The sequence below is a fragment of the Sulfurospirillum sp. 1612 genome (genome assembly GCF_036556685.1).
GTDB lineage: Bacteria > Campylobacterota > Campylobacteria > Campylobacterales > Sulfurospirillaceae > JAADIZ01.
Window position 1 is genome coordinate 752,564 of record NZ_CP140614.1, and the last position, 15,107, is coordinate 767,670.

15 protein-coding genes are annotated in these 15,107 nt (G+C 36.9%); 9 read left to right on the forward strand and 6 right to left on the reverse strand.

Annotated features, from left to right (window positions below):
- Positions 1-6 precede the first annotated feature (6 nt).
- Positions 7-1,338, reverse strand: a complete 1,332-nt coding sequence (rho, locus tag SFB89_RS03790; protein ID WP_331775614.1) for a transcription termination factor Rho — start codon at positions 1,336-1,338, stop codon at positions 7-9.
- A gap of 238 nt (positions 1,339-1,576) precedes the next feature.
- On the opposite strand from rho, the gene SFB89_RS03795 reads away from it, so the two are divergent.
- Positions 1,577-3,991, forward strand: a complete 2,415-nt coding sequence (locus SFB89_RS03795) for a heavy metal translocating P-type ATPase (protein ID WP_331775615.1) — start codon at positions 1,577-1,579, stop codon at positions 3,989-3,991.
- A 91-nt stretch (positions 3,992-4,082) separates the two neighbouring features.
- Positions 4,083-4,331 (forward strand): cbb3-type cytochrome oxidase assembly protein CcoS, encoded by a 249-nt coding sequence (ccoS, locus tag SFB89_RS03800; protein ID WP_331775616.1) that lies wholly within the window; start codon positions 4,083-4,085, stop codon positions 4,329-4,331.
- A gap of 7 nt (positions 4,332-4,338) precedes the next feature.
- Here the strand turns inward: ccoS and SFB89_RS03805 are convergent, their stop codons facing one another.
- A complete protein-coding gene (locus SFB89_RS03805) occupies positions 4,339-4,635 on the reverse strand; it encodes a c-type cytochrome (RefSeq protein ID WP_331775617.1) in 297 nt (98 codons plus the stop codon).
- 72 nt (positions 4,636-4,707) lie between these two features.
- Complete coding sequence (locus tag SFB89_RS03810) at positions 4,708-4,995, reverse strand: c-type cytochrome (protein ID WP_331775618.1); 288 nt, start codon at positions 4,993-4,995, stop codon at positions 4,708-4,710.
- A gap of 172 nt (positions 4,996-5,167) precedes the next feature.
- Here SFB89_RS03810 and SFB89_RS03815 point away from each other — a divergent pair, with 172 nt between their 5' ends.
- From SFB89_RS03815 to SFB89_RS03845, 7 genes are read left to right on the forward strand one after another with little or no spacing between them, the layout of a single operon-like run.
- The gene (locus SFB89_RS03815) at positions 5,168-5,869 is read left to right on the forward strand and encodes a tetratricopeptide repeat protein (RefSeq protein WP_331775619.1); all 702 of its coding nucleotides are present in this window, start codon (positions 5,168-5,170) and stop codon (positions 5,867-5,869) included.
- Positions 5,866-6,375 (forward strand): D-glycero-beta-D-manno-heptose 1,7-bisphosphate 7-phosphatase, encoded by a 510-nt coding sequence (gene gmhB, locus SFB89_RS03820; RefSeq protein ID WP_331775620.1) that lies wholly within the window; start codon positions 5,866-5,868, stop codon positions 6,373-6,375. The genes SFB89_RS03815 and gmhB overlap by 4 nt, the downstream gene beginning before the upstream one ends.
- 8 nt (positions 6,376-6,383) lie before the next feature.
- Positions 6,384-7,391: an ADP-glyceromanno-heptose 6-epimerase gene (gene rfaD, locus SFB89_RS03825; RefSeq protein ID WP_331775621.1), complete on the forward strand. Its 1,008-nt coding sequence runs from the start codon at positions 6,384-6,386 to the stop codon at positions 7,389-7,391.
- Positions 7,384-8,799, forward strand: a complete 1,416-nt coding sequence (gene rfaE1 / locus SFB89_RS03830; RefSeq protein ID WP_331775622.1) for a D-glycero-beta-D-manno-heptose-7-phosphate kinase — start codon at positions 7,384-7,386, stop codon at positions 8,797-8,799. The genes rfaD and rfaE1 overlap by 8 nt, the downstream gene beginning before the upstream one ends.
- Positions 8,796-9,374, forward strand: a complete 579-nt coding sequence (gene gmhA, locus SFB89_RS03835) for a D-sedoheptulose 7-phosphate isomerase (protein ID WP_331775623.1) — start codon at positions 8,796-8,798, stop codon at positions 9,372-9,374. The genes rfaE1 and gmhA overlap by 4 nt, the downstream gene beginning before the upstream one ends.
- Positions 9,375-9,379: 5 nt before the next feature.
- On the forward strand, positions 9,380-10,591 hold the full coding sequence (locus SFB89_RS03840; RefSeq protein ID WP_331775624.1) for a nucleotide sugar dehydrogenase: 1,212 nt from the start codon (positions 9,380-9,382) through the stop codon (positions 10,589-10,591).
- 6 nt (positions 10,592-10,597) lie between these two features.
- The gene (locus SFB89_RS03845) at positions 10,598-11,650 is read left to right on the forward strand and encodes an NAD-dependent epimerase (RefSeq protein WP_331775625.1); all 1,053 of its coding nucleotides are present in this window, start codon (positions 10,598-10,600) and stop codon (positions 11,648-11,650) included.
- Here the strand turns inward: SFB89_RS03845 and SFB89_RS03850 are convergent.
- Genes SFB89_RS03850 through SFB89_RS03860 form a run of 3 tightly spaced genes read right to left on the reverse strand, consistent with a single transcriptional unit; the run spans position 11,647 to position 14,936 of the window.
- Positions 11,647-12,588, reverse strand: coding sequence for a glycosyltransferase family 9 protein (locus tag SFB89_RS03850; RefSeq protein ID WP_331775626.1), 942 nt, complete (start codon positions 12,586-12,588; stop codon positions 11,647-11,649). The genes SFB89_RS03845 and SFB89_RS03850 overlap by 4 nt on opposite strands.
- On the reverse strand, positions 12,572-13,612 hold the full coding sequence (locus SFB89_RS03855) for a glycosyltransferase family 4 protein (protein ID WP_331775627.1): 1,041 nt from the start codon (positions 13,610-13,612) through the stop codon (positions 12,572-12,574). The genes SFB89_RS03850 and SFB89_RS03855 overlap by 17 nt, the downstream gene beginning before the upstream one ends.
- The gene (locus SFB89_RS03860; RefSeq protein ID WP_331775628.1) at positions 13,602-14,936 is read right to left on the reverse strand and encodes an O-antigen ligase family protein; all 1,335 of its coding nucleotides are present in this window, start codon (positions 14,934-14,936) and stop codon (positions 13,602-13,604) included. Before SFB89_RS03860 ends, SFB89_RS03855 begins: the two co-directional genes overlap by 11 nt.
- Positions 14,937-15,107 lie beyond the last annotated feature (171 nt).

Below are 15,107 nucleotides of genomic sequence, written 5' to 3' on the forward strand. Positions count from 1 at the left end.
ATAATACTAGCCATCATTGATGGTTGAGAGCAACTCTTCATTATCTTGTGTTTTGAGCATTTTAGAGTATAAAAATTTGAGTGCTTCGATATCTTCCATTTGAGAAATGGCAGATCGAATCGCCCAGATTTTTTGTAAGGTTTCAGGTTCCACGAGAATTTCTTCTTTTCGAGTGGCTGATTTCATGATATTGATAGCCGGATAAATTCTACGATCAGAGATGTTACGATCCAAGACAATCTCACTGTTACCGGTTCCTTTAAACTCTTCAAAAATAACTTCATCCATACGACTACCGGTCTCAATCAGTGCGGTTGAGATGATGGTTAAACTGCCGCCAAATTCAATATTTCTGGCCGCTCCGAAAAATCGTTTTGGTTTGTGTAGTGCATTGGCATCCACACCACCGCTCAGGATTTTCCCACTTGATGGGGTGACTGTATTATAAGCGCGTGCAAGTCGTGTGATGGAGTCTAATAAAATCACAACGTCTTTGCCCATTTCGACGCGTCTTTTTGCTTTTTCGATGACAAGATTAGCCACTCTGACATGATTAGACGCTGGCATATCAAAGGTAGAGCTATAAACTTCACCATTGACGCTACGTTGCATATCGGTTACTTCCTCAGGGCGCTCATCGACAAGAAGTACAATGAGTTCAATCTCAGGATGATTAAAAGAGATGCCATTGGCGAGCTCTTTCATCAATTCGGTTTTACCGCTTCTTGGAGGAGCAACAATCAAACCCCGTTGTCCTTTTCCGATTGGAGTGAAAAGGTCCAACACTCTACCGGTGATTTTCATGCTGTTGTATTCCATTTTGATGCGTTCTGTTGGATAGACGGGCGTTAAATTTTCAAACAGTGGTCTTTTTCTGCTATCTTGCATCGGTAGATAATTAATCGCTTCTATTTTTAAAAGTGCATAATAGCGTTCTTGATCTTTAGGTTGTCTCACTTGTCCGGTCACGATGTCACCATTACGCAGGGCGAATTTTTTGACTTGTGTAGCACTCACATAGGCATCATTGGCACTGTCGCTAAAATTTGTATCGGTGGTTCGTAAAAAGCCATATCCTTCATGAGTGATTTCTAAGATTCCTGTAAAAAGGATAAAGCCCCCTTGGTTGACTTGAGATTTCAAAATCTCAAACATTAAATCTTGTCGTTTGAGTTCATTGGGGTTTTCAACCTTGAGTTCGGTTGCAATTTCTACGAGCTTATCCAGTTGCATACTTCTTAAATTTTCTATCTTATATCCCTCTACTGGTACATGAGTTCTTGATTTGCGATAATTGCCTTTTGGTTTCTGGTTATCTGAGGAAGAATTCGTATTCATTTTGCCTTCTTTTTGTAGTTTAGTGGTTTTTTGAAGCAGCATTATCCCGATAGTAAGTGTACTAGTATTGAGAAAATATCGTTGCTTTTTTGTAGTTGGTTTATTTGCAAGGATTAAAGTGTCCCTGCGAATTCAATCGTAATTTTATAATAAAGAAGATTTTTTGTCAAGAAGCCTTTAGATTTAGAAAGTCACGATATAATTACATTTAAAGTTTCTGCTAAGAGGGTGTCATTTTATGCAAAAAAGACGTTGTGATCATTGTCATCTTGAATTTGATGAACGGGTGTTGTTTCAAGATAAAAGTTTTGAAGAAGGTACAAAATATTTTTGTTGTAAAGGATGCCAGGGTGTTTACCATCTTTTGCGAAGCGAAGGCTTAGATGATTTTTACCAAAAAATGGGCGATACTGAGTTAGAACCACCAAAGGATGATTTAGGAGATATTAGTCGCTTTGATTTGGAGGGCTTTAACAAAAAATATATCAAAAGCAAAGATGGATTTGATGAGATTTATCTGATTATCGAAGGCATTCACTGCTCGGCTTGCGTGTGGCTGAATGAAAAAGTACTGCATCAAAAAGAGGGCATCGTCGAAGCGAGTATCAATCAAACCAATAATAAAGCAAAAATTGTTTGGGACCCTGATACCATTAAACTCTCAGAAATCATACTCACCATTAGAAGTATCGGGTACAATGCGTATCCTTATGACCCTAGCATGCAAGAAGTGCAAGCCAATAGTATCAGACGCGATTATTACGCGCGATTGTTGGTGGGCGTCTTTACGACGATGAATATCATGTGGATTGCCATCGCCCAATATGCAGGTTATTTTACGGGTATGAAAACAGAAGTGAAAAATATCTTAAATTTTGCAGAATTCGTACTGGCAACGCCGACACTTTTTTATACCGGATGGGTCTATTTCAAAGGGGCGTATTATGGCATCAAAAATCACTATGTTAATATGGATATTTTGGTGGCTACAGGGGCAAGTTCTGCTTACATTTACTCTCTCTATGCGATGTTTACACAAAAAGGAGAGGTCTATTTTGATTCGGTGACGATGATTGTCACCTTTGTGTTTGCTGGTAAATATCTGGAAGTACTCTCTAAGAAAAAAGCAGTTGATCGTTTGGATGGTTTTAATAGTAGCGTGCCGACTGAAGTGCTTATTATTAAAAATGATGAAAAAATTCTTTTGGGTGTAGAAGAGGTCAAAAGTGGCGATATTATCGAAGTAAAAGCCGGAGAAAAGATTGTCATCGATGGTATCATGATGCAAGGGGGAAGCTCGTTTGATACGTCTAGTTTAACAGGGGAATCAACACCGGTGTATCTTAAAGAAGGGGATAAAATTTTAAGTGGTTATATCGCTTTGGATACCGTATTTCGCTATCAGGCTATCTGTGATGTTAATTCTAGCGTATTGAGCAAAATCACCTCTTTGCTTGAAGATTCGATGAATAAAAAACCAAAAATTGAAAAACTTGCCAATTTAGTGTCAGGATATTTTTCAACCATTATTTTACTGTTCTCAGTGGGGACTTTGCTGTTTTGGTATTTTGGAGGGGCTTCGTTTGAGCACTCTTTGATTGTTGCCATTTCCGTGATTGTTATCGCCTGTCCATGCGCACTTGGATTGGCGACTCCTGTATCAACATTGGTCGGACTTGGTTTAGCGGCAAAAAAGGGTATTTTATTCAAAGAATCCTCCTTTTTGGAAACGATGGCAAAGTGTGATGTGTTGATGTTAGATAAAACCGGTACGATTACATCAGGGCAGCCCAAAATTGTCAAAAAAATCTATCTGAAAGAATTTGATGCATCGCTTCTTTATGCGCTCAGCAGTCACTCAACACATCCTATCAGTAAAGCAATCGCTGAATATTTTGAAGAAGAAAAAGTCAATACCAAAACCTTAGAAGAGATTAAAAGTATCGAAGCAAAAGGGATTAAAGCGCGTCATGATACGCACATGCTCTATGGTGGAAGCCGAAGTTTACTTGAAGAAAATGGAATTACTTGTCAACAAGAATTTCACAATTATAGTGAATATTATTTTGCGATTGATGATGAGGTCGTGGCAATTTTCGCACTTGAAGATGTCCCAAGAATTGATGCTAAAGAGAGTATCGAAGGGATTAAAAAATTGGGCATTGATGTCGTGATGCTAACAGGTGACAATAAAGAAGTCGCTCAAAAGGTATCAAACCTTGTCGGAATTGACACATTTCATGCTTCACTTTTACCTCAAGATAAAGCTAAAATAGTGGAAGAAGCCAGAAATGAAGGCAAACGTGTGGTGATGACCGGAGATGGGATTAATGATGCATTGGCTCTTTCAAAAAGTGAGATTGCTATTACATTAGGAAGTGGTGCGGATATTGCTTTGAATGTGAGTGATGTGGTATTGATTAATAATTCGTTTGATTCACTCTATAGTGCTTTTTTGATTTCTAAAAAAACTTATCGAACGATTCAAGAAAATCTATTGTTATCCTTTTTATATAATTCCATTACGATTCCCCTCGCGATGGCCGGTCATGTTATCCCGCTGTTTGCTGCACTTTCGATGTCGCTTAGCTCTTTGATTGTGGTAGGAAATTCGATGCGGATTAATTTGCTCAAATGGCCAAAGAAAAAATAAGCCATTGATTGAGAGGAACACATAGTGGAAAAAAGGATACAATGGATGGAAAAGTTTTCTCGAAAACTACAAATTACAAGGAGATATAACTATGAGTAGTTGGGTGATTGCGATGATGCTAGGTGCTTCTATTACGTTGGGTGCATTTGGACTCTGGGCTCTCATCTGGGGCTTGAGAACGGGACAATTTGAAGATCAAAACAAATTTTTAGATGGGGCTTTGTATGATAATGAAGAGTCGTTGCAAGATGCTGTGATGTTAGAAGAGCGAAAGAAAAATATCAAAAAACAAAAAGAGAAAAAGAGAGCGAAAGAGAAGGGATATCGTCCTCCGGATTAATAGAATATTATTTTAGCGTGGAAATGTATTCGGCGACGGCTTTGATATCTGCATCACTGAGTTTTTCTACTTGTTTACTCATGACTTTGGCAAATTTGTCGACGTTTGACATATGTTTGAAGATTTGCAATATAGCAATCGTCTGTTTGGCTTTTGCCCCTGCGATTCGTGAAGATTTTCCAAAGGCTTTGTGCTTCCCGTGAATACCATGACATTTTGCACATTTTTGGTATATGAGTGCCCCATTTGCAGCCATCAAACTGGAAGTCGCACAAATCAATAGCAACCCTATAATTTTTTTCATGACCACATCCTTATGAGTAATATAAAAATAAGTTGACGGGTTAGTCGGCAGGATTTCCTGCCGTTTGACAAATTATTTACCGATAGTTTTTGAAAATGCTTCAAGTTCCGCGTCAGTATATTTTGCTACTTGACCTTTCATGATACCTTTCATCGCACCACCGAAAGTACCAGCTTTATAGCCTTTAAGTCCTTCTGCAATTTGTGCATGTGTTAAATCTTTAACAATGACAGATTTACCAAGAGCGTGTTTTTCCCAGTTTTGTCCGTGACATGCTTTACATGCTGCGGCATTAACACCTGCCATTAATGCAGTGCTTGCGCCAAGAGCGACAACGGAAGCTAAAATAACTTTTTTCATACTTTTCTTTCCTTATTTTGAATTTGGATACTAATTCTATCACATGTAGCTTTAAATTTTCTTGTAAAACTTTGTTTTTTCTTAGAAGTGTTTCCAGATGGGTAATTATTTGTAATTTTTAATTTTATTTAAGATAACATCATGATTATATTTCAAAAGGCAGGAACATATTGTGTTAAAGGGCTATGTTGTCGGGTTATTACTCCCTATATTATTATATGCTAATCAATATACTATCTGTACTATCAAACGATTTGATGCTGCTATTGCAACAAAGCAAATAGAAAAAATATTGGATAAAGAGCCCGAAAATGTTACCTGTTTGATACAATTAGCAAATATATACCTCAAAAAAGGGAAACTTGCCAAAGGATTTCAAATTTTGACAGATGCTTATGGGATTGATTCTAGTATCGTCAAAAATAGTGAAATTGCCAAAATCATACCTTTTGCATTGCAAGTCACAAAGCTCAGAGATGCTGCTATGAAGACCAATAATTTTCTGTACTGGAACCAACTCGCTGATGGATACAATGAATTGAGTATTTTGGATGAGGCGATTATCGGGTATGAAAAAAGTCTAAAAATTAATCCAATTCAAAATACAATAAGATTAAAATTAGCATTTGCTTATAGAAAAAACGGACGTATTTATAGTTGTATTCATGAACTCAAAACAGTGCTCTCTCATGATAAAAATAATTTTTATGCTACCTATTATTTAGGGAGGATATTGAAAGAAGATTTGAAAAATTCTCAAGAAGCTTTAAAATATTTTAAAAGAGCCGATGCACTGCTTGATGCATATAAAAAAGATATGAAACCAGACAATTATCTACGTTTTAAGCATAATATTTCAAAGGAATTGCAATGAATAAAGCGATTTTTTTAGACCGTGATGGCATTATCAACATTGATAAAGCTTATGTCGTAAAAATTGAAGATTTTGAATTTTCTCCACATATTTTTGAGGTATTAGCCTATTTACAACATTTAGATTATAAGCTCATTATCGTGACCAATCAATCGGGTATAGGCAGAGGATATTATAGTGAAAAAGACTTTGAAACACTGACAAAGTGGATGGTGAAACAATGTGCCCAAAACGGTATCATGATAGAGGCAGTTTATCATTGCCCCCATACGCCAGAAGATCACTGTGACTGTCGCAAACCCAGACCAAAAATGCTCGAAGATGCGATGAAGGATTATGATATTGACCCCCAAAATTCGTGGATGATTGGGGATAAAGCCAGTGATATTGAAGCGGGTATGAATGCCGGTATTTCTCAGACGATTTTTGTCAATAACACCCGATGTGACAAGGCTAAATATAATGCTAAAACAATTTTTGATATAATCTCTATCATTAAAGAATAAGGACAATTGTGATTTATAGTAACAGTGATTTTAATAATAAAACCATTCTCATAACAGGAGGAGCCGGGTTTATTGGCAGTAATTTGGCTTTTTATTTTCAAAAACATTACCCCAATGCTACGATTGTGGTGTTTGATAAATTTCGGAATGAAGAAACCTTTGCCAATGGCAATCTCAAGAGTTTTGGGCATTTTAAAAACCTACTTGGCTTTAAGGGGTTGGTTATTAGTGGCGATTTGAACGACCCAGAAGATCTCAAAAAATTAGAAGATTTCAACTTTGATTATATCTTTCATGAAGCCGCCATCAGTGACACCACGGTCAGCGATCAAAAGATCATGATGGATACGAATGTTTATGCTTTTAAAAAGCTCCTTGATATGGCAGAGCGTATGAACGCTTCGATGATTTATGCCTCAAGTGCCGCAACGTATGGCGATAGTGCGCGTTTTAGTATCGGTTATGAAAGCCCCAATAATGTCTATGGCTTTAGTAAGCTCATGATGGACAATCTCGCGGCTACTTATATGAAAAAAGAGAAGATATCCATCGTCGGATTGCGCTATTTTAATGTCTATGGTGAGCGAGAGTTTCACAAGAATAAAACCGCATCGATGGTCTTGCAGTTTGGCTTGCAATTGTTGCGAGGAGATAATGCAAAGCTCTTTGTAAAAAGTGATATTATCAAAAGAGATTTTATCTATATAGAAGATGTAATCCAAGCCAATATAAAAGCATGCAACCCTCTAAAGAGTGGTGTGTATAATGTAGGGACGGGCATGGCTCGCAGTTTTCAAGATATCGTAGATGGATTAAAAGGTGCTTTGAATATTCAAAGAGAAGATATTTATATCCCAAATCCTTATGAAAAACAGTACCAATTTTTCACAGAAGCTGATATCCATTTGAGTCGTGAATTTTTAAATTATGAGCCTAAGTATTCACTGGAAAAAGGAATCGAAGCCTATCTTCCTGAAATTCAACGCATTTATGATCATGAAATAGCCCATGGATAATTTACGAGAACACAAGCCCCATATCTTGGTGGTGGGCGATTTGATGTTGGATCATTATTTGTGGGGGAAATGCGAGCGAATTTCGCCTGAAGCTCCCGTGCAAGTGGTTGATATCAATAAGGAGACGACGGTTTTAGGTGGCGCGGGTAATGTGATTAATAACTTACTCACCTTAGGGGCCAATGTGAGTGTCATGAGTGTTTTAGGACGCGATAGTGCCGGAGATGAAATCTTGGAAATGTTAGAGCAATCCGGTGCGAATTTTGATAATGTCATACGACAAAATGGTCGAAAAACGAGCAAAAAAAGTCGCGTGATTGCCTCCCATCAACAAATCATTCGTTATGATCTTGAATCTAAAGATGATATTAACGTGAGCAGTGAAGCAGAACTTTACAAGCGTTTTCAACTTCAAATCAATCAGTACGAAGCCATCTTGTTGTCTGATTATGGCAAAGGGGTATTAAGTGAGACTTTGACGCGCAAAATCATCGCTTGTGCTAAGGCTGCCAATAAAATGGTGTTGGTGGATCCAAAAGGGAGTGATTATAGCAAATATACCGGTGCGACGCTCATCACCCCAAACAAAAAAGAGGCCTCCATCGCTACTAAGATTGCTATTGCAGATGATGAGAACTTGCAACAAGCAGGGCAATGGCTCAAAGAGAGACTGGATTTAAAATATGCCATCATCACACTCTCAGAAGATGGTATGGCAATCTTTGGAGATACTATCACGAAGATTCCAACCGTGGCAAGAGAAGTCTATGATGTCACCGGTGCGGGCGATACGGTCTTGGCTTCGCTTGGTTTTGCACTCACCGCAGGATTTAATATCAAAAAATCAGCCAATTTTGCCACCAGTGCCGCAGCAGTCGTGGTAGGCAAACTCGGAAGTGCAACGGTGAGTTTGGATGAGATTGATTTGTATGAACAAAGCCTCAGAAGCGCAAAAGCTGGCAGTAAAATCAAAACCAAAGAGGATTTGGTGGCGCTATTGGAAAATTTTAGAGATAAAAAGATTGTCTTTACTAATGGCTGTTTTGATATTTTGCATGTGGGGCATGTCAAATATCTCGAAATAGCAAAAAGTTTCGGTGACATGCTCATCGTAGGGCTCAATTCCGATGCATCCGTGACACGGCTTAAAGGTCCTGCGCGTCCGATTAATAATCAGCTAGACCGCGCTTATGTTTTGAGTGCACTAGAATCGGTGAGTTTTGTCGTAGAATTTGCAGAAGATACACCCTATGAACTCATCCGTGCTATTAAGCCAGATGTGTTGGTAAAAGGTGGCGATTATAAAGATAAAGTTGTCGTGGGAAGTGATTTGGTAGAAGAAGTAAAACTAGTGGATTTTGTAGATGGAAAAAGTACGACGAAGATAATAGAAAAGGCACGATTATGATGGAAATGATACAGCGCGAATTACAAGCGCATAAAGAGACGATTGAAAAGACAATTGAAGAGTTACAAACACATATCTATACCGCTTGCATTATCGCCAGTGAGACGATTAATAATGGTGGTAAAATCTTGTTGTTCGGAAACGGTGGTAGTGCGGCAGATGCACAGCACATCGCAGCGGAACTCAGTGGCCGCTATAAAAAAGAGCGCAGAGGTTTGCCGGGACTCGCTTTGACGACCGATACTTCAGTTTTGACCGCAGTCGGCAATGATTATGGCTATGATAGAGTGTTTGATAGACAGGTGGAAGCCTTGGCACAAGAGGGAGATTTGTTGATTGGTATCTCGACCAGCGGTAATAGCAAAAATGTCCTCAGGGCTTTAAGCTTAGGACGAAATATGGGCTGTAAAACCATCGGACTGAGCGGAAGAGACGGTGGTGCGATGGATGAATTTTGTGATATCAATATCGTCGTTCCTAGTGAGGATACTCCCAGAATCCAAGAGATGCATATCCTCATCGGCCATACGATTTGTCAAGCAATCGATGATTTTTTAAAAGAGGAAAAGGCATAAAGATCATGATAAAAGAACCAGTAGAAAAAACCTATAAAATTGCCATTGCAGGGACGGGTTATGTCGGACTTTCCAATGGCATTTTGCTTTCACTTCATCATGAAGTCATTGCGCTTGATATTGTTCCTGAGAAAGTCGCGATGATTAACAATGGAGTGTCTCCTATTGAAGATAAAGAAATCAGTGAATATTTACCTCAGGTTACGAAAAAAACAAAGCCACATTTTCTTAAAGCTACTTTGGATAAAGTAGAAGCCTATACGGATGCAGACTACGTCATCATCGCAACACCAACGGATTATGATCCTGAAACGAATTATTTTAATACCTCACTAGTGGAGATGATTATCAAAGATGTTTTAGATATCAATCCTAATGCCACGATGATTATTAAATCAACCGTTCCCGTTGGCTACACTGCTAGTATTCGTGAACAGTTCCAGACACAAAATATCATCTTTTCACCTGAATTTTTGAGAGAGGGTAAGGCCCTTTATGACAATCTTTATCCGAGTAGGATTATCGTAGGTGAAAAAAGTGAACGGGCACAAGTCTTTGCCAATCTTTTAGCGCAAGGAGCCAAAAAAGAAGATATAGAAATATTACTAACCGATTCAACCGAAGCAGAAGCTGTGAAGCTCTTCTCAAATACCTACTTAGCACTTCGTGTCTCTTACTTCAATGAGCTCGATTCGTATGCGCAAGTTCATAATCTCAATACCAAAGACATCATCACAGGGGTAGGATTAGACCCAAGAATTGGGATGCATTATAACAATCCAAGCTTTGGCTATGGTGGCTATTGTTTGCCCAAAGATACCAAACAATTGTTAGCAAATTATAAAAATGTACCGAGTAATATTATTCGTGCTATTGTTGATGCAAATTCAACACGGAAAGATTTTGTAGCCGATACGATTATTGCAAAACAGCCAAAAATCGTTGGTGTTTATAGACTCATCATGAAAAGTGGCAGTGATAATTTTAGAGCCTCATCAATTCAAGGGGTCATGAAACGTATCAAGGCAAAAGGGATTGAGGTGGTGGTTTATGAACCGGTCATCGAGGAAGACGAATTTTTTCGCTCACGAGTGATTAAAGATTTGGATGAATTTAAAAAGATGAGTGATGTCATCGTCGCCAATCGCTTAAGCAAAGATTTATTGGATGTGAAAGATAAAGTCTACACGCGTGATATATTTAACAGTGACAGTTAGGGAAAAATGAAAATATTAATAACAGGAACAGCAGGATTTATCGGGTTTTATTTGGCCAAAAAGCTATTAGAACGGGGTGATGAAGTCATAGGCATTGATAATATCAATGATTATTATGATGTCAATCTAAAATATGCAAGATTAAAAGAGCTTGGCATCGACAAAGAAGCGATAAAAGAGGGCGTACTTACGCAAAGTAGCACCTATGCAAAACATCAATTTATCAAAGCCAATCTTGAAAATACAGAGATTATCAATCAGCTTTTTAAAGAAGAAAAGTTTGATGCTGTATGCAATCTCGCAGCACAAGCGGGTGTGCGCTACTCTTTGGAAAATCCTCATGCCTACATACAAAGTAATGTCGTAGGATTAATGAATATATTAGAAGCGTGTCGTAATTTTGATGTCAATAATCTCGCATATGCGAGTAGTTCCTCTGTTTATGGGCTCAATAAATCACAACCCTTTAAGACTAGTGATCATACCGACCATCCGGTGAGCCTTTATGCCGCTACGAAAAAATCAAGTGAAATGATGGCGCATGCTTACAGTCATCTTTATGGGATTCGTACAACAGGACTTAGGTTTTTTACTGTTTATGGTCCTTGGGGTAGACCCGATATGGCACCGATGCTTTTTGCTGATGCGATATTACATGATAGAGCGATAAACGTATTTAATCACGGCAATATGAGTCGAGATTTTACCTATATTGATGATATCGTGGATGGCGTTGTTAAGGTGATTGATAACCCTGCAAAAATCAATGAAGATTTTGATCCTCTAAATCCAGATCCTTCAATCTCTTCAGCACCTTATAAAATCTATAATATCGGTAATAACGAACCAGTGAGTTTGATGGAGTTTATCGAAACCATCGAATCTTCACTTGGTAAAAAAGCAGAAAAAAACTTCATGGATATGCAAGATGGCGATGTTGTCTCCACTTATGCTGATGTGAGTGGATTGATTGAAGATTTTGGATACAAACCTGATACTAAATTATCAGAAGGTATAGAAAAATTTATCCGTTGGTATCAAGATTTTTATAAAAATTAGATGACTTTTTGAGTCTTTAGGTGGGCATTGATGCGCGTGATCACTTCAGCAGCTTTGATGCCCTTCATGCACTCATGTGTGTGAATTGGGCACACTCTTTTCATACAAGGGGCACACGCTAAATCGTGTGAAATTATAAAACTATTGGGATTTTGCCATGGTGCGGTTTCATCATAACGCGTGGGACCAAAAAGTGCCACCGTTGGGACTTGATATGCCGCTGCGATGTGCATCGGGCCACTGTCGTTGCTCACAAAAAGACTAAGACCTGCAATCTGTTGGATGAGCGATTGTATTGAAGTCTTCCCTGCCAGATTGGTAACGTTTTGTGCTCGTATGTGCTCTGCTACTTCATTGGCGATTTTGATCTCGCCTGGGCCTCCAAAAATCACAATATCAAAATCTTTTGCAAAATAATCAGCTACTTTGGCAAACTCATCAGGATACCATCTCTTGGCACTACCATAAGTAGCTCCGGGATTGATACCAAGTGTAGGACGTGTGAAGTGGTGCGGTTTTTGATAGAGTTTGAGTGCTTTAGGGCTGGATTGGATTTGTAAAGATGTCGCGATAAAGTGTGAATACTTTTCGACTTGATGTCCACGGAAATGGTTCTTTTTGTATTGAAATTTTTGCTTGGCATCAACAAAATACAAAAGGGCTTTTGTGCTAAAAGAACTTCTGAAACTAATGGCAAGATCAAAGGTTCCTAAAGATTTTGCAGTTTTATAAAGCCACAAAAAGCGCGATTTTGATTTTTTGCTTTCATCTAAGATGATATGGGAGCAGTTTGGGTGAGTCTTGAGCGCCTCAGTGGATACATAAGAGCCAAAAAATGAGATTTTAGCATCAGGATAGATTTCTAAAATCTCTTCAATCGCTGGTGTTGTCATGATGGCATCACCCAACCATGTCGGAAGCTCAATGAAGATATTCATAGATAATCCTCATCGTCTCTTTGGCGTTTTTCTCAATCGTGAAGTTTTGGACGATTTGATAATTTTCTTCTTTGACTTTTGCTAGTTTTATGGGGTCAGCTAAAAGCGCATCGATTTTATCCACGATGGAGTTATCTTGAGGTGTTTTCATGATGTAATTTTGATCGAGTATTTCGCCTCCACCGCAAAATTTTGTTGTGATGACAGCATTGGAAAAACTCATGGCCTCTAAAATGACATTGCCAAAAGGTTCATATTTTGTGGGAAACAAAAAAATGTCACTTATTGTATAAAAATCATTCACATCACTTCGTGGACCTGTAAAAATCACCTGTTTGGATAAGTTGAGCTGTTTTGCTATATCTTTGTAGTGCTGTATTTTATTCTCTTTTCCCACTATGAATGCCTTAAAATTCCGATATTTTAAGCGTGATAATATCTCTAAAAATTCTTGTACACCTTTTCTCTTGTATCCGCTACCCACATATAAAAAAATTTTTTCATCAGATGAAATCTGAAACTCTTTTGATAGTCTTTTGAAAGAAGCATCAAAATCAGATGGTATGATTTTGATACCATTATAAACTACTGCAATTTTTTCTGCAGGGATATTATAAGTTTTTATAATATCATTTTTTACCATATTAGAGATTGCAATAATTTTTTTGCAGTTTGAAAACATTCGCTTTTCAATATATAAATATACGATATTGAGTAGACGGAATGGGGATTTATTCTCAATCTGCATAAATACCTTATGGACGCCATCTCCTGCTCGGTAAATATCTGGACACGTGATTCTCTCTAGTGAAAAATAGAATTTATCTTTTTTAAGAGCACAGACATACAGATTAAATAAAACTGCACGGAACCAAGACATCAGAAAATTTGGAAAAATGGAATTGATGACTTGTGTATGAATGTTTTGTTTATTTAATTCATCTACTAATCTTTGAAGATAAATTTCTGCTCCACCAAATTTTGTTTTATTTGATCTTACAAAATAAATAGCTTTATTTTTCATGTGTTGTTTCTTGCTGATTGAAAAATATTGCAGTACCAATACCAAGTCCCATTAGAAAAAAGAAAACTTTCAAACTGTGATTCATAAAAGTCATATCTATAATTCCTCGGGTATTGTATGCAAAAATAAAAAAAATAGTAAAAATTTGAGAAAAACTTGGGGATAATTTGAGTAGGAGATATAATAAAGATAAGGTAAAAGCGACATAGAGTATAAAACCTGGTATTCCAATGCCAATAATTAAGTTTAATACACCACTATGTGGGAAATTAAATCCTCCTTCTTGATTGTTATACTTCTCATCCATCATATTTTTGTAGGCATAACGTGAATATCCTATTCCTAGAGGATAATCCAACAACGTTTTATATCCATGGACCTGTTGCGCAAGACGAATATAATTTGACATATTAACACATTGTCCATTTGATAGCTTTGGGCAAGGAAATTTTGTGGGGTTTAACCAATATAAGGATGGACTATATAAAGAAATATTGATAGTTTCTGATATACTATCCCATCTTTTGTCAGATTTTAGATTCCCTAAAACTAAAGCTATAAGAAATATAGTTGTAATTGAAAACAAAACAAATTTTTGAAATTTTGGATGGTGTGATGTCAAAAGGTAAAAGAGGATAAATGTGATTGTCGTTAATGAAAAGGTGACAACACCCCATCGCATTCCCTCAAGATAAATTGCAATTACAAAGGTCAGAAAAATAAAAGGAATAGCAAAATTTGAGAGATATAAATATTTTTGATTGTATTTAAATCTCGTATATATTTCTGCAAGGAACATTGAATAGATTAAGTTTGTTAGATAACTGATTTCATCAACTGGCAAAATATAAACTTTTCTAATAGGTATTACGCCTGACTGCAGAAAATGGTACCCTGCCATTGTGAGAAGAATAATAAGATGACTAAAACCGACAAAAAAGACAATATTGATTATAATTTTTTGTGACCTTTTAGGCAAGAGAATTGCAATACACATACCTACAAAAAGATATATTAATGGTGAAAAAAATTGATTTGATATTTCTGTTAGATGATATCCTCTAGACGTGATAATAGGCTGAAGAAGAATCCAACTAGAGAGTAAAAACAAAAAAATCATGCTAATTTTTATTTTTGAAAAAAACATAGCATATCTATGATATTTTTCTTTTTTTGCAATAAAAACCAATGTTAATATCATAAAGAATAAAATAAAATATTGCAAAGATATTGTATGTTTGATATAAATAGTAAAAATAAAAAGCGCTGTTAAAAAATAGAAAGCCAAGTATCTTTGATTAATTTTTTGTTTTAGTCTACTCATATAATTAATACTTAAACTTAAAATTTTTTATCATGATAGGGTGTATATACATGATTATCGGAGAGAATTTTTGTTTTTTGCTTGTCATTTACCTTCCTTATGTTCTAATTACCTCAACTGTTGAATAATACTTGAATTTTACTGTAAAATCTTTTTAATTTCAAAAAATAT

Coding starts and splice junctions, on each gene's coding strand:
- rho (WP_331775614.1), bottom strand. CDS start 1,338: ATGAATACGAATTCTTCCTCAGATAACCAGAAACCAAAAGGCAATTAT.
- SFB89_RS03795 (WP_331775615.1), top strand. CDS start 1,577: ATGCAAAAAAGACGTTGTGATCATTGTCATCTTGAATTTGATGAACGG.
- ccoS (WP_331775616.1), top strand. CDS start 4,083: ATGAGTAGTTGGGTGATTGCGATGATGCTAGGTGCTTCTATTACGTTG.
- SFB89_RS03805 (WP_331775617.1), bottom strand. CDS start 4,635: ATGAAAAAAATTATAGGGTTGCTATTGATTTGTGCGACTTCCAGTTTG.
- SFB89_RS03810 (WP_331775618.1), bottom strand. CDS start 4,995: ATGAAAAAAGTTATTTTAGCTTCCGTTGTCGCTCTTGGCGCAAGCACT.
- gmhB (WP_331775620.1), top strand. CDS start 5,866: ATGAATAAAGCGATTTTTTTAGACCGTGATGGCATTATCAACATTGAT.
- rfaE1 (WP_331775622.1), top strand. CDS start 7,384: ATGGATAATTTACGAGAACACAAGCCCCATATCTTGGTGGTGGGCGAT.
- gmhA (WP_331775623.1), top strand. CDS start 8,796: ATGATGGAAATGATACAGCGCGAATTACAAGCGCATAAAGAGACGATT.
- SFB89_RS03840 (WP_331775624.1), top strand. CDS start 9,380: ATGATAAAAGAACCAGTAGAAAAAACCTATAAAATTGCCATTGCAGGG.
- SFB89_RS03845 (WP_331775625.1), top strand. CDS start 10,598: ATGAAAATATTAATAACAGGAACAGCAGGATTTATCGGGTTTTATTTG.
- SFB89_RS03850 (WP_331775626.1), bottom strand. CDS start 12,588: ATGAATATCTTCATTGAGCTTCCGACATGGTTGGGTGATGCCATCATG.
- SFB89_RS03855 (WP_331775627.1), bottom strand. CDS start 13,612: ATGAAAAATAAAGCTATTTATTTTGTAAGATCAAATAAAACAAAATTT.
- SFB89_RS03860 (WP_331775628.1), bottom strand. CDS start 14,936: ATGAGTAGACTAAAACAAAAAATTAATCAAAGATACTTGGCTTTCTAT.